At 53.9% G+C, this 12,490-nt stretch carries 14 protein-coding genes; 6 read left to right on the top strand and 8 right to left on the bottom strand.

Translation table 11 applies throughout. The annotated features are described in order from the left end of the window. Window positions 1–7: 7 nt before the first annotated feature. On the top strand, window positions 8–133 hold the full coding sequence (locus HCG48_RS26585) for a hypothetical protein (protein ID WP_255547201.1): 126 nt from the start codon (window positions 8–10) through the stop codon (window positions 131–133). Between the two features lie 19 nt (window positions 134–152). Here HCG48_RS26585 and HCG48_RS19880 read toward each other — a convergent pair whose 3' ends face one another. Next, on the bottom strand, window positions 153–1,229 hold the full coding sequence (locus tag HCG48_RS19880) for an RNA-guided endonuclease InsQ/TnpB family protein (RefSeq protein WP_210437089.1): 1,077 nt from the start codon (window positions 1,227–1,229) through the stop codon (window positions 153–155). Window positions 1,230–1,683: 454 nt separating this feature from the next. Here HCG48_RS19880 and HCG48_RS19875 point away from each other — a divergent pair, with 454 nt between their 5' ends. Continuing rightward, on the top strand, window positions 1,684–1,986 hold the full coding sequence (locus HCG48_RS19875; protein WP_168570720.1) for a hypothetical protein: 303 nt from the start codon (window positions 1,684–1,686) through the stop codon (window positions 1,984–1,986). Between the two features lie 82 nt (window positions 1,987–2,068). Here HCG48_RS19875 and HCG48_RS19870 read toward each other — a convergent pair whose 3' ends face one another. Further along, window positions 2,069–4,711, bottom strand: a complete 2,643-nt coding sequence (locus HCG48_RS19870; RefSeq protein ID WP_168570719.1) for a TIGR03960 family B12-binding radical SAM protein — start codon at window positions 4,709–4,711, stop codon at window positions 2,069–2,071. A 463-nt stretch (window positions 4,712–5,174) separates the two neighbouring features. Continuing rightward, complete coding sequence (locus HCG48_RS19865; RefSeq protein ID WP_168570718.1) at window positions 5,175–5,510, bottom strand: STAS domain-containing protein; 336 nt, start codon at window positions 5,508–5,510, stop codon at window positions 5,175–5,177. Between the two features lie 382 nt (window positions 5,511–5,892). Here HCG48_RS19865 and HCG48_RS19860 point away from each other — a divergent pair, with 382 nt between their 5' ends. Continuing rightward, window positions 5,893–6,072, top strand: coding sequence for a hypothetical protein (locus tag HCG48_RS19860; protein WP_168570717.1), 180 nt, complete (start codon window positions 5,893–5,895; stop codon window positions 6,070–6,072). Window positions 6,073–6,373: 301 nt separating this feature from the next. Next, window positions 6,374–7,567, top strand: coding sequence for a pyridoxal phosphate-dependent aminotransferase (locus HCG48_RS19855; protein ID WP_168570716.1), 1,194 nt, complete (start codon window positions 6,374–6,376; stop codon window positions 7,565–7,567). Here HCG48_RS19855 and HCG48_RS19850 read toward each other — a convergent pair. After that, complete coding sequence (locus HCG48_RS19850; protein ID WP_168570715.1) at window positions 7,537–7,893, bottom strand: hypothetical protein; 357 nt, start codon at window positions 7,891–7,893, stop codon at window positions 7,537–7,539. The two genes, HCG48_RS19855 and HCG48_RS19850, sit on opposite strands and share 31 nt — an antisense overlap. 94 nt (window positions 7,894–7,987) lie before the next feature. On the opposite strand from HCG48_RS19850, the gene pth reads away from it, so the two are divergent. Next, window positions 7,988–8,623, top strand: coding sequence for an aminoacyl-tRNA hydrolase (gene pth, locus HCG48_RS19845; protein ID WP_168570714.1), 636 nt, complete (start codon window positions 7,988–7,990; stop codon window positions 8,621–8,623). Continuing rightward, window positions 8,620–8,883, top strand: a complete 264-nt coding sequence (locus HCG48_RS19840; protein ID WP_168570713.1) for a DUF3146 family protein — start codon at window positions 8,620–8,622, stop codon at window positions 8,881–8,883. The genes pth and HCG48_RS19840 overlap by 4 nt, the downstream gene beginning before the upstream one ends. A 5-nt stretch (window positions 8,884–8,888) precedes the next feature. On the opposite strand, the gene HCG48_RS19835 is transcribed toward HCG48_RS19840, so the two are convergent. The 4 genes from HCG48_RS19835 to ntcA form a co-directional block, all read right to left on the bottom strand. Further along, on the bottom strand, window positions 8,889–9,311 hold the full coding sequence (locus tag HCG48_RS19835) for a RuvC family protein (RefSeq protein ID WP_168570712.1): 423 nt from the start codon (window positions 9,309–9,311) through the stop codon (window positions 8,889–8,891). A gap of 74 nt (window positions 9,312–9,385) precedes the next feature. After that, window positions 9,386–11,017: a DUF3084 family protein gene (locus HCG48_RS19830; RefSeq protein ID WP_168570711.1), complete on the bottom strand. Its 1,632-nt coding sequence runs from the start codon at window positions 11,015–11,017 to the stop codon at window positions 9,386–9,388. 34 nt (window positions 11,018–11,051) lie between these two features. Next, entirely contained in the window at window positions 11,052–11,213 is a 162-nt protein-coding gene (locus HCG48_RS19825) for a hypothetical protein (protein ID WP_168570710.1), read from the bottom strand. A gap of 88 nt (window positions 11,214–11,301) precedes the next feature. Then, the gene (gene ntcA / locus HCG48_RS19820) at window positions 11,302–11,967 is read right to left on the bottom strand and encodes a global nitrogen regulator NtcA (protein ID WP_445974485.1); all 666 of its coding nucleotides are present in this window, start codon (window positions 11,965–11,967) and stop codon (window positions 11,302–11,304) included. Window positions 11,968–12,490: the final 523 nt, after the last annotated feature.

Genomic DNA, 12,490 nt, shown 5'->3' with positions numbered 1-12,490 from the left:
GAGGGGTATGGTCATTGGTGTGGACTCGGATGGGGTCAGTCACGAGTCGTGTCCGTTACCGACGACTGATGAGTGCTGTCCCGCCAAACAGTCCCTACACAAATGCGCGCGCTACGTGAAAAATCAAACGTGACATCTTCCCAACGCTGACCCTACAGGTACAGCGCGGGCTTCCCAATCTCGCGATTGGGTATTTGGGCCGTGCGCCACTTGTCTAGGTCATCGACCCCCGACAGACCGACTTGACGGGCACTTTCGTTTCGCCAGAGTCCCTGGCTACTGACTTGTTCGAGTCCACGATGCAAAACCATCTCTGCTACAGCCCGTTCGCGTAGCGACGCCGGAGGCGGATCGCGATCGGTTCGATACCCACACTCAGGGCAATGATGTTCTCTGACTTCCAACCCCTTGCTGACAACAGCAAAGTAGTTAGGGCAGGTTTGGCTAGGACTGTTGGGATCGACCTTAGCAAAATAGATCCCCCCTTTCCAACATGCCCATTCCGCCAGAGACAAGCATTGCCCGAAGGCAGCATCCACACCATCTTTTCCCAGCATCCCTCGGGTTGACCCTTTGGTATTGAGGTCTTCTGCAAAGAAGGTTTGCGCCCGATCGCAAAGCTTGTGAGCCCTTTTCAGATGAAAGTCTTGGCGACGATTTGCAATCCAATGGTACGCTCTAGCGACGGCGAGTTGAGCTTTCTCCCAGTTTTTAGAACCCTTCCGTTTTCTCGCCGCTCTGCGTTGCAGCAATTTCAGCTTACTTTGCATCGACTTGAAACATTGGGGAGACTCCTCAAAGCTGCCATCGGATGCCGTCAAGAATTGCTCCAAACCTGGGTCGAAGACAAAGGATTTGAATTGACCGAACTTTTTGAAACGTGGGAATTCATGCCCACGCTTCTGAAATGCTTCCCAGGTATCGTGCAACCTGCGAATCGTCGTCTGCAAAACCTGAGAATGCACCTTGCCTAAATGCGGGAATTGCTTCTCCGCTTTGGGTAGGTTGTTTTGCTGACGAGGGGAGGACGGGAACGGCTCATTGGCGGAAATAATGTATTCCTTTTCCAGAGAACATCGGTCTGCCGGACACTGACGCGAAGCCATCCAATCCTTGAGTTCGCGCAAGGCATAGTTATATACCCCTCGGCACGCCTCCATCCACTCCAACAGTTCAACCTGCTGGGTGGCGTCTGGATCGATTCGGTAGGTGTAGTTCATGGTCAGCATGGCCGGAGTTTACCACAAGCTATGGCTACTGGTTGCTTGTTTGATCCCCATCCTAGGGCTTGGCGCTTCCCGTAGGGTGGGGAATCGACAAGGGCGGGGATCCATGTATCCCGACGTTCACCTTTGGGGGAGAGCGCGGGACTTACTGCCCCCCGAACCCCCCATTAGTTAACTATTCCCTACGGGTTCGGAGGGGGGGGAACAACCCCTCGGGGTTCTCAATAGCAACCCGTTATTCTCTCTCCCGAGGGAGTTTGTCGCTGCAATTGACAGACAACCTGCGTTCCTGTCGGCAAATAGTCTGGATTCAGCCAGCACATCTGCGAACGGGGCCGAGCATCGATAGTAAATCTTGGAAGTCTTGCAGAAAGGAAAAGCTTGACACTCCCCGACCTAAAGGGACGGGGATTCTCGCTTCATCGGGAGTCCAAGGACTTTACCCTCGGCGAGCTTCTTGACCGTGTGTCCCACGGTTGCATGGAAAGAAAAACTCTCCGGTTGGCCGCCCGAGCCAGGTTCCTCCGGTTGGCCGCGAGACTCTGGCTGGGTTGCGGATTGTCTTAATTATATCCAAAAGCCGTCCTATAAAGACGGGGCTTGTATCCCATTCTTTTTGGTCGGACTCAATCGTGCGAGGGTGGTGGTACGGGCGATCGCCACCAGCGACAACTCGCTCGGTCATCGGTTTGGCTGGATTGTTGCCTCGATTGGGTTCCCCGTGAGCAACGTCGCGATCGCCCGATCGCTAGAACGATAAATCTCACTTTACATCAAAGATTGTAGAGTGAGACCCATCGCTCGTCTCCCTCAAAAGACGACCGATCTGGAGATCGGGGGAGCTAGCCTTGCCCTCCATCGAGGATGAGCTGCTGGCGGTGGGTGCGAACCAATTGAATTTCGCCATCGCCGACTTGCTCGAATAGGGCGACTACGTGACTGGGGCGCAGGAGATTGCCGTCGTTGCGGCAAGTGCCGAGATAGCGGACGACCGCCGTGGGAGAGTCGTCGGCCACCTCGACGAGTTCCAACTCGAAGAGGCGATCGCGCAGGTTAATCTGCTTCACTTTACCTTTTTTCGTGGTGGTTTCCCACCACAATTCCTCGGCGTCGAGAATGCGATCGCACCACTGCCGCCATTGTTCCCCCTTCGGGGGTTCGCCTCCCTCTGGCGACGGCACCCAACTTAAGGTCAGCAGGTATTCGGCCCGCTCTAAAAGCTGCGTCGCCGACGGCGATTTAACATCGACCTCCTCGACGCGATAAATCGGAATCTCCGACGGCAATTGTGCGGCTAACTCGGCCCGGAAGCGCTCGGGTTCGATCGCCTCGGTCAGCTCGAAATCGACAATCTCGCCGCTCGACGTCGCCCCCAATGTCAAGGCATTCGCCGGAGAAATACGCGGACCGGGATGGTACCCTCCGGTAAAGGCGATCGGCAAACCCGCCCGCCGGACGGCGCGATCGAACAATCGCAATAAATCCAAATGACTCACCAACGCCAGATCGCCGTGTTTGCCCAACCAGACCCGCAGCCGCATCGCCCGGGTCGTAGAGGGTTGAAAATGCCCGGAAAAGGCCGGAATCTGGGGCGGTTCGACCACCACGTTGTGACCGAAATCGACCCCGCAGACCCCGCAGTGAGAACAGCCCTCAAAGGAGCAATCCGGAACCGTCGCCGCTTCTAAGGCACGCTGGAGGTCGGCTTTGAGCCAATTTTTATCGATCCCCGTATCCAGGTGATCCCAAGGTAACGGCGCGTCGAGATCGGCGCTACTCGTGGCTTCCCCGGTTTCCATGACGTTCCATTCGCCTCGTTCGACTCGGGCATATTTCCACGTCAGTCCGGCTTCGGCGATCGCCTTCTCCCAGGCTTCAAAGGCGCGATCGAGATTTTCCCACCACGAGTCCATCCCGGCGCCGAGTTCCCACGCCCGACGCACCACCGCACTCAAACGGCGATCGCCCCGTCCGACAAAATCCTCCATCGCCGAAATCCGCACGTCGGTAAAGTTCGCCTTCACCCCGCGCATCCGGCGAAATTCCCCTCGCAATAACTCTTGCTTGCGCAAAAACTCCGCCGTCGAGACCGAATGCCACTGAAACGGCGTGTGCGGTTTCGGCGTAAAATTAGAAATCGTCAAATTCACCGACAACCGCCTGCGTCCTTGCCCGCGACATTCTTGCTGCAGCCAGTGAACCGTTTCGGCAATCCCGAGTACGTCCGCATCGGTTTCCCCGGGCAACCCGATCATGAAATACAACTTCACCTTATCCCAGCCCTGTTCCCAGGCGGTTTTCACCCCGCGTAGCAACTCTTCATTACTCAACCCTTTATTAATGATGTCGCGCATCCGTTGGGTTCCCGCTTCCGGGGCGAAGGTCAGACCGCTTTTGCGCGTTCCGCCGATAATATTGGCGATATTCTCGTCGAAGCGGTCCACGCGCTGACTCGGGAGGGACAGGGAAATATTCTGATTTTGGAGCCGATTTTTAATCTCCATCCCCACGGCGGGAAGCGCCAGGTAGTCGGAACAACTCAGGGATAATAAGGAAAACTCGTTATATCCCGTCGCCCGCATTCCTGCTTCGATCGCGTCTACCACGGTTTCCGGTTCCACGTCGCGCGCGGGTCGGGTCAGCATTCCCGGCTGGCAAAAACGACAGCCCCGGGTACAACCGCGCCGGATTTCCATCGTCAGGCGATCGTGAACGGTTTGAATATAAGGTACCAAACCGATCGAATACGCCGGAATCGGGTCGGCGACGCGCCGCAGCACCCGCGCCGGAACGTCCTTGCGGTTGGGATGTACGGAACCGTCGGGCGCCATGTCGTAAAACTGGGGAACGTAGACCCCCGGAACTTGGGCTAAATCGAGCAAGAGAGCTTCGCGGGTCAGTCCGGCGGCTTTCCCTTCTTCGAGGACGAGTCCGATTTCGGGTAACAGTTCTTCGCCGTCGCCGAGAACGATAAAGTCGAAAAAGTCGGCGTAAGGTTCGGGATTGGAGGTAGCGGTTTGACCTCCGGCAAAAATAAGCGGCCAACTGCCGTTTTCGACGTTCCAGGCTTCATCTTGGCGGCGTCGTTCCCAGGTCAGGGGAATTTGAGCCAGGGACAACATTTCTAAAATATTGGTCGCCCCGAGTTCGTAACTGAGACTGAAGCCGAGCAGGTCGAAGTCGGTGAGGGCGCGTCGGGATTCGACGGCAAACAGGGGGGTTTGGGTGTCCCGTAGCTTTTGCGCCAAGTCCGGGGCGCTCAGGTAGGCGCGATCGCACAGTTGGCGCGGTTGGGTGTTGAGGATGTTGTAAAGAATGATATGCCCCAAGTTGGAGGCTCCGACTTCGTACACTTCGGGATAGGTGAGAACCCAACGAACGGCGGCGCTGTCCCAGGGTTTGTGGACGGCGCCCAGTTCGTTTCCGAGGTAACGAGCGGGTTGTAAAATGTCTGGGGTTAGGAGTTGTTCTACTGCGACTGCCACGGCCAAACTCTACTCTAAAAACTTTCTCAATCTGCACGAGGATGCCGGAGTACCAGCCGAACGGCGTGGCGCCCCGGGACGCGCGATCGCCGGACAGGTCTGGGAATCTTTCAAGGCCAGACCGGACAACAGCGAGATTTTCCATCGATCTCGGCGAACCGCTCTCGCGGGATCCGAGGCGATCGCGCCCTCGGCAAGGTTGTTAATCAAATCATAATCGATGTTCGTAGAGTTTCCCGGGGGATGGGGACTCGATGGCGTGCCCATCCCCCGTGTACCCAGGCAAAAACCGAGGCGAGGGATGTAGGGGGACTCGAACCTTGATTTTGGCCGGACAGCAGCGAGCAGGCTGTTGCTTCAAACTGGAGCTGGGAGAAGCAACGAGCCTTAATGCTCGTCCGTATTCAGTTGTGAGGGCGCCGTCGTCAGGCGCGAGAAACCCGATGGCAAAAGAACTGGAGTGTTAGGCAAGAGACGCTTCAAAAGATGCACGATTTTCAAAAATCTCGAAAACCCGATCGAGTTGGGTCAGTTCAAAAATAATCGCGATCGCCGGGGCTACGCCACACAAGCTAAATCTGCGATTGAGTTTTTGCGCCAAGGTCAGCGCGGAAACCAATGCCATTAACCCCGCACTGTCGAGGGAATCGACATTTTCCATATCGACCAACACGCTCTCGTGAGTGGAAGAGGCAACGGCTTCCGTCAGACGGCTTTGAAGTTCTCCGGCATTGGCCGCATTCAGATGACCGTTGAGTTCGAGAACACTAACTTGAGGAATGGCAACAGCAGTAAGCATGATTTAACCCCATTGAAATACTCGATCGTGTGCAAAAAACTTATCCGATGCTTTAAGTTAATCTGTTCCGTTGGCAATTGGCTACCTCTAAAGAGGGATTTTGTCGAATCTTGTTGGTAGCCCCTAGTTTTTTAAAGATTTCAGCAAGAAGATATCAATAGCCGTATTCCTCGATACGAATTGACCCGGGGTTTACACTGATAAATTGAAGGGAAACATCAAAGGGACTTCTAAGGATAGGGGGTTTAACCCGTCACTCTGAAACGAGCAGCGATCGAGATCACGGAAAAGGGTCGGGGTGGGTCACGCTGGGTCCTAAAAATTCAGCCGAAAATGGATGTAGTGTCGAAAATCTTCTCAACCCATCGTCTGAGAGCGAACCATGATTCGTCAACTTGTCGAAAAAGCGCTCTATTTCAAGCGCTTGACGCCAGAGATCGAAAACGGGATTAATTCCGAACTGACCCGTTTGGGTTACATCGATGAGGTCGATTACGAAGCACTCGAACTCTTGATGGCGGAAATGGATGCCGGAAGAATTCAGCTGGTTTCCAGCCGATAAATTGTACGGACTGATTATTTCCTTTCAATTGAGATGCACCGATCGCCTCGAATCCCATCGAAGGGGCGACCGAAGAAGCTTGGCTTGACTCGCGATCTTCGAGATCGAAACGCTACTGAAGAGTCATTCGAGCGAGAGTTTTAACGAGTTTAAAATCGCGACATTCAACCGATTGAAAAGACCGGAACGATGGCGACCGGATGGCGACGGGAAAAGGTTGCGCGTCGAGAGGGGCGGCTGAGTGCGGTAAACTGTCTTAGGATTTTACAATGCTCAAGCCCGATCCGGTTGTCGAGTCAATATGCAATTTGCCAAGCGTTTAGAAAGAATTCCCCCGTATTTATTTGTCGAGATTGACCGCAAACGAGCGCAGTTACTGGCCCGAGGGGTAGATATTATTAATTTGGGGGTGGGCGATCCCGACAAACCGACGCCGACTGCAATTCGAGAGGCGATGCACGAGGCGATCGAAGATCCGGCGACGCACAACTATCCCCCCTATCAAGGGATCCGCGAGTTTCGCGAAGCGGCGATCGCCTGGATGGAACGCCGATTTGGGGTCGGCGGACTCGATCCGGACCGAGAAGCGATCGCCTCGATCGGCTCGAAGGAAGCAATTCATAATACGTTTTTGGCCTTTGTGGATCCGGGCGATTGCACCTTGATTCCGGATCCGGGTTATCCAGTCTATCGGACCGCAACGTTATTTGCCGGAGGCGAACCCTACGCGATGCCTCTGAAAGCGGAAAATGGATTTTTGCCGGATTTGACCGCGATTCCCGAAACCGTGGCCAGACGGGCTAAATTACTGTGGGTGAATTATCCGAACAATCCCACGGGAGCCGTGGCGCCGTTGGCGTTTTTCGAGAAATTGGTGGCGTTCTGCCGGGATTACGAGATTTTACTGTGCCACGATCACGCTTATTCGGAAGTGGGTTATGACGGGTATCGGGCGCCGAGCGTGCTACAGGTGCCGGGGGCGAAAGAGGTAGCGATCGAGTTTCACAGTTTGTCGAAATCGTACAACATGACGGGCTGGCGGATCGGCTTCGTGGTGGGCGCGGCGATCGGCATTAAGGGCTTGAGTCAGGTTAAAAGTAATGTGGATTCGGGGGCGTTTAAGGCGATCCAACGGGCGGCGATCGCCGCGTTTTCAACGCCGGAAGCCGAGGTACAAGCGGTGATGTCAGTTTACCAACAACGCCGGGATTTTATCGTGGCCGGACTGCAAGAGTTGGGATGGCCCCTCGCGGCACCTCAAGCGACGCTCTACGTTTGGGCTGCAGTTCCTCCCGGTTATACCTCTAGCGAATTTGCCAACCTGTTACTGGATCGCTGCGGGATCGTGGTGCCGCCGGGGAACGGTTACGGCGCGGCGGGAGAGGGCTTTTTCCGGATTGCCCTGACTGTGAGCCAAGAGCGCATGGCTGCAGCGCTCGATCGCATGAAAGCGGCGGGGATTCGTTACGAGCGATCGCTAAAATCGTCGGGATAAGCCCGCCAGAGGCGATCGACGAACCGCCGCAATTGCTGGTGTCCTTGGGTTTTGTCCGCGATCGCGCGATCGGGGGCGTTCAGTTCCCCGAGTAGGGGAATCACTTCGGTATCGAGGGCGACCCGAAATCGGGACGCGGGCCAGACGAGATCGGCCCCCTGGCGTAGGTCGTAGAGGCGTGCCGATTCTCCGACGACGAGGACGAGCGGTCGCACCCAGCACATCTGACGCTCGGCGATCGTTTCGATGACTTCGGCGTAAAGGCGCGTGTGTTCGTATTCGAGACAGACGATTTCACAGGCTTGAAAGGAACCCGATAATTTCATGTCGGCGACCCGTGGCAGAAAGTGAACTGGGGAATCCGTTTACAATGAAACGCGACCCCTAATTTGTTGTATAGCATTACTCGACGCGATCGCGATGACTTCGACGGAAACCGCAGTGAATTTAATTGTCCCGCAGTTGATTGTCGGCTTGGGCAATCCCGAGCCGAAATACGAACAAACTCGCCATAATGTCGGTTTTATGGCGGTGGATTTGTTGGCCCGCTCCTGGCAGATTTCCTGTGCCGAACATCGCAAGTTTAACGGGGTATTTGGTGAGGGGTTCGGCCCGAATCGGGATAAAATTCGCCTGCTGAAACCTTTAACTTACATGAATCGTTCGGGACAGTCGATTCGAGCGGTGACGGATTGGTATAAGTTGCCGCCTTCTTCGGTGTTGGTGGTGTACGACGATATGGATTTACCCGTCGGACGAGTGCGGCTGAGACTGTCCGGTTCGGCGGGGGGACATAATGGCATGAAATCGACGATTTCGCATTTGGGAACCCAAAATTTCCCCCGCTTGCGGATCGGGATCGGCAAACCGCGATCGGCGGCCACCGATTCGGATACCGTTTCTCACGTCCTCGGGAAGTTTGCCCCCAGAGAAAATGAGTTGATTTCCGAGGTGCTTTACCTCGTGCGCGATGCGATAGAATTAAGCCTCAAAGAAGGCGTGGAAAAAGCCATGAGCCTTTATAACGGTCGCAGCATTGTCGGAAGTCACTCGTGAGTGCAAAGCGTTTGCCGCAAACTACTGCCCACGTCCGAGTTACCCAGCATTCTTGGCATCGAGGCACCCTGGAAGGGGAGGTCAGTGCGGGACAGTTTGTCTGGAATTTCCAATGGTGTTTTCGCCTGGGAAAACTGGCGATCGAACCGTCCCGGGGAAGAGCGTTGATCCAAGAACCGCTCGGTCGTTTTTTAGAAAGATGGGACTACAAACTCGAACCGGGAGGAGATTATTCGTTTACCATTCGAGGCAAGTTTTAGGGGATTTAGGACGCTGAAAAGTAGCGTTCGATTAATAAAATAGCGACGATATCGTCGATGGGACGCGGCGGTTGTCGCATTCCTTGAGGAACGAGACGGGTCAAGCCTTTGGGGGGATACATTTCCCAATAGCGATCGCGCGCTTCTAAGGTGGAGTAGCGTTCGTCTACCATGACGATCTCGATCGGGCTGGAGAGTCCCGCTTCGATTTGCGCTTTCCACTGTTTGGCGGTGGTGCGATCGCCCATGACGAGCAGGGTCGAGCGGAATTGTTCTCGCAGGGATTCCAGGGTGGCGATCGCCTCTTCTGAGGGGATGACTTGATGAAAGAGCAAGGTGCGATCGCGTCCCATCACGGCAATCCCGCATTTGAGTCGTCCGGGGTCGAATCCTAGAATAGCTGGGTTGGCAGTGAGTTTGGGGGTCATGGCGTTGAGAGTCCGGACATGAATTGAATCATCAAAAATCAAAAATCAAAAATCTAATAAAATCTAAAATGTTCCTACTCGCTCCTAAAAACTGGCTCTCCATTTTCAAGGACTACCCATTCGATTCTGAGCGGTCCGATCGTGTAAGCCGTTTCGGCGGCGATCGCCTGTAAAACTACATTATCTTTTTCTGGAGATAGCCCTTTCATAAATTCAATTAAACGGGCAATACTGCCATCGCCGATCTGAATCGTATCGGAAACAATGCCCGATCGCCGCGCCCGGAAATTGGCCGCAGCAATTAATAAATCGAGCCGTTCTTGAATCTCTTTTTCAGAAATCGGCTCTCCGGATAAAGAAGCGCTCGCGACCACTTCATCTTTTTGAAAGATCGCCTGATTGACGACCACATCGGCAAACACGTCAACTTGCTTTTCTCCTAAAAGATAATTCGCCGCCGAAAGAATGCGAACCACATAATCCTTACCGTCATCAATACTTTGAATCAGTTGTTCGAGGTCGGCTTCTGGAATGGCGATCGCCCAGTCATTTTCGGAAGGAGTTCCGGGTTGAATCATTTCGAGTGCCGCCCGATTGGCTTCTACCAATAGCTGACGGGCGGCTTCCCGGGCGCCTTCCGGTTTCAAAACGCGCACCACTCCAGACGCTAAGACCTGATTGCGGCGTAAAGCGACCGTACCTTCACGCAGGAGTTGAAAATCCCGTTCGAGGATTTGCACTTCCCGTTGAAGTACGGCTTGTTGTTGGGCGAGTTCTCCGAGCAGTTGTTTTTGACTGGCAATATTAGCTTCTTGTTGTTGAATTTCTTGTTTTTGTTGTTGAATTTCTTGAGTTTGTTGGCTGATTTGTTGTTTTTGGCGGTCGATTTGTTGAGTTTGTGCCTGAATTTCTTGTTGTTGACGGGTGATGGCGAGTTCTTGACGTTGAACTTCGATTTGTTGTCGTAGGAGTTCGAGTTCTTGAACTTCGAGCTGTTGTTTTTGACGTTCGAGTTGTCCTTGAGTGCGGGCAAGTTCGCGATCGCGCTGTTCGATTTGAAAGCGGACTTGTTCGAGTTCTTGAGTCAGTTGCGATCGTTCATTTTCGAGGTTTTGAACTTCGCGACGGCGAATTTGAGCTTCTTGAGAAACTTTTTGTAACTGATTTTGGGTACGCTCGAATTTGGATTCGATCGCGCTGAGTTGAGTTTTCGCCTGTTGGTAGTCGGTTTCGATTTCGGCAAGTTGACTTTGGGTGGTTTGCAGTTCGGTTTGGGTTTGCTGCAGTCGGGCTTGGGTTTGGGTTTGTTTTTCGATCGCGCTTTGCAAAGACTGATTGATGGCGTCGAGTTGTTGTTGGGCTTGGATTTGCTCTTCTCGGGCTTCGGCGAGTTCGGCTTCGACGCGCTCTTTGGCGTTGGTGACGTCGGTCAAACTTTTACTGACTTGGCGCAATTGTTTGAGTTTGTCATCGAGGCGAAAGACACCGACGCGCAACGATTCGCTCAACGTAAACAGAATCCCGAGGGTAGAAGCGGCAATGACAATACCCGTAACGATCGTCACGACCGTCGCCGTTTGTCGGGGACGCAGTTTAAACAGGGACAGTCTAGCTTTACCGACCTTGGTTCCGAGGCGATCGCCCAAAGTAGCAAGCAATCCCCCCAAAACTAAAACGGCCAGAATCAGGACGTAGGCGCTAGTCATCGTTGGCTACACTCAGTCGAGATCTCGCCTAATCTCAATGCGTTACGGCGGGGGGTTCCAGGGCACACTTGACATCGGCGAACCGGATCGCGGCGACCGACGCGATCGCCAAAACCGACGGTGACACCAGGTGCCACCGCCACCCATCGGGTAAATCGGCTAAACTCAATCGGGCGATCGCGCTTCGAGACATCAAGATCGTGAAATCGGTCGCCCTCAATGACGACCGATTAACAGTCTACCCGTTATCTGCAAAAAAAGAGGCGATCGCGATCGCCGCAGACTTATGTAAATTGTTGGCTCAAGGCCACGGGATTGTGAACGGTAATTTTTTTCTTGTGAATCGAAATCATTTTTTCCTGTCTGAGATCGCCGAGTAAGCGGGTGACGGTGACCCGGGTCGAACCGATGGCTTCGGCGATCGCCTGGTGGGACAATTTCAGATCGATGGTGATCCCGTCCGGGCTGGGAATGCCGAAATCCCGGCATAAGATTAATAAAAAACTCACCAGGCGAGATCCCATATCCCGGTGAGCCAAGGTTTCGATCATCATTTCCGTTTGCAAAATCCGTGAAGACAGACCGCGCAGCATCACCATCGATAAGTCCGGGTCTTCTTTGAGCGCTTTTTCGACTTGTTCGATGGGAACCGAGAGCAGTTCGACCGGAGTAAAGGCGACGGCGTGGTAAAAGCGATCGGAACGATGGCCCGTGATTAACGACAGCACGCCAAAGACGCTGTTTTCTCGCAAGAGGGCGACGGTGATTTCTTCTCCGGCTTCGTACACCCGCGAGAGCTTGACGGCACCTTTGAGTAAGAAGTAAACTCGTTCCGCCGGATCCCCGGGGAAAAAGATCGTCTTGCCGCGCTCGAAGGTTTCGACGATGGGCGGGAAGGTCCCCGTTCCCATTTGTCGGAAGACGGCAGCTAAAGGCTTGTCCTGGGTCATTACCATATCCATTGCTCTATCTCGTCTTTATAAAAAATTTCGGGCGATCGCGCTTCGATGCACCTGTTTAATCAAACTTGAATTTCTTGAATTTGCTTATCAGCATTTTGTGACTTTTACACTTTAAAAAACTTAAACTGAGGTTCTATCGGATTTTTGTACTCCTGGATACACAATAACCCCATCAGAAGCGATCGCCTATGGAACTTTTGCCTAAATGGGATCCCCCCCGGACTACAATCCGATCGCTTTACGGGTAAAGCTTGCAGCCTTCGAGATCGCCGTTGATTTCCGAGGGAAAGGGGTGACGGGCGATCGTGGCGGCGGGCGAGGCAGATCCGACCAATTTAATGAAGCGCACCCACTGTGATTCAATCAAATGGGGGAAGACCTGCAACACTCCAGAGGCGATCGCCGTTGGCGTCTTTCGTCCGTCTCGGCGACCGACACCCCACCATCACTCTCACTCGGCCCAGGGGATCGCATCTGCCCAACCCGTTGACCTCGGTTTGTGCAATCGTCC

Origin of the sequence: Oxynema aestuarii AP17 (assembly GCF_012295525.1) — a bacterium.
GTDB classification, from domain to species: Bacteria; Cyanobacteriota; Cyanobacteriia; order Cyanobacteriales; family Laspinemataceae; genus Oxynema; species Oxynema aestuarii.
The sequence above is the reverse complement of the archived record's forward strand: the minus strand, read 5'-3'. Positions and strand labels throughout refer to the sequence as shown.

Coding starts and splice junctions, on each gene's coding strand:
- HCG48_RS26585 (WP_255547201.1), top strand. CDS start 8: ATGGTCATTGGTGTGGACTCGGATGGGGTCAGTCACGAGTCGTGTCCG.
- HCG48_RS19880 (WP_210437089.1), bottom strand. CDS start 1,229: ATGCTGACCATGAACTACACCTACCGAATCGATCCAGACGCCACCCAG.
- HCG48_RS19865 (WP_168570718.1), bottom strand. CDS start 5,510: ATGCTTACTGCTGTTGCCATTCCTCAAGTTAGTGTTCTCGAACTCAAC.
- HCG48_RS19860 (WP_168570717.1), top strand. CDS start 5,893: ATGATTCGTCAACTTGTCGAAAAAGCGCTCTATTTCAAGCGCTTGACG.
- HCG48_RS19855 (WP_168570716.1), top strand. CDS start 6,374: ATGCAATTTGCCAAGCGTTTAGAAAGAATTCCCCCGTATTTATTTGTC.
- HCG48_RS19850 (WP_168570715.1), bottom strand. CDS start 7,893: ATGAAATTATCGGGTTCCTTTCAAGCCTGTGAAATCGTCTGTCTCGAA.
- pth (WP_168570714.1), top strand. CDS start 7,988: ATGACTTCGACGGAAACCGCAGTGAATTTAATTGTCCCGCAGTTGATT.
- HCG48_RS19835 (WP_168570712.1), bottom strand. CDS start 9,311: ATGACCCCCAAACTCACTGCCAACCCAGCTATTCTAGGATTCGACCCC.
- HCG48_RS19830 (WP_168570711.1), bottom strand. CDS start 11,017: ATGACTAGCGCCTACGTCCTGATTCTGGCCGTTTTAGTTTTGGGGGGA.
- ntcA (WP_445974485.1), bottom strand. CDS start 11,967: ATGACCCAGGACAAGCCTTTAGCTGCCGTCTTCCGACAAATGGGAACG.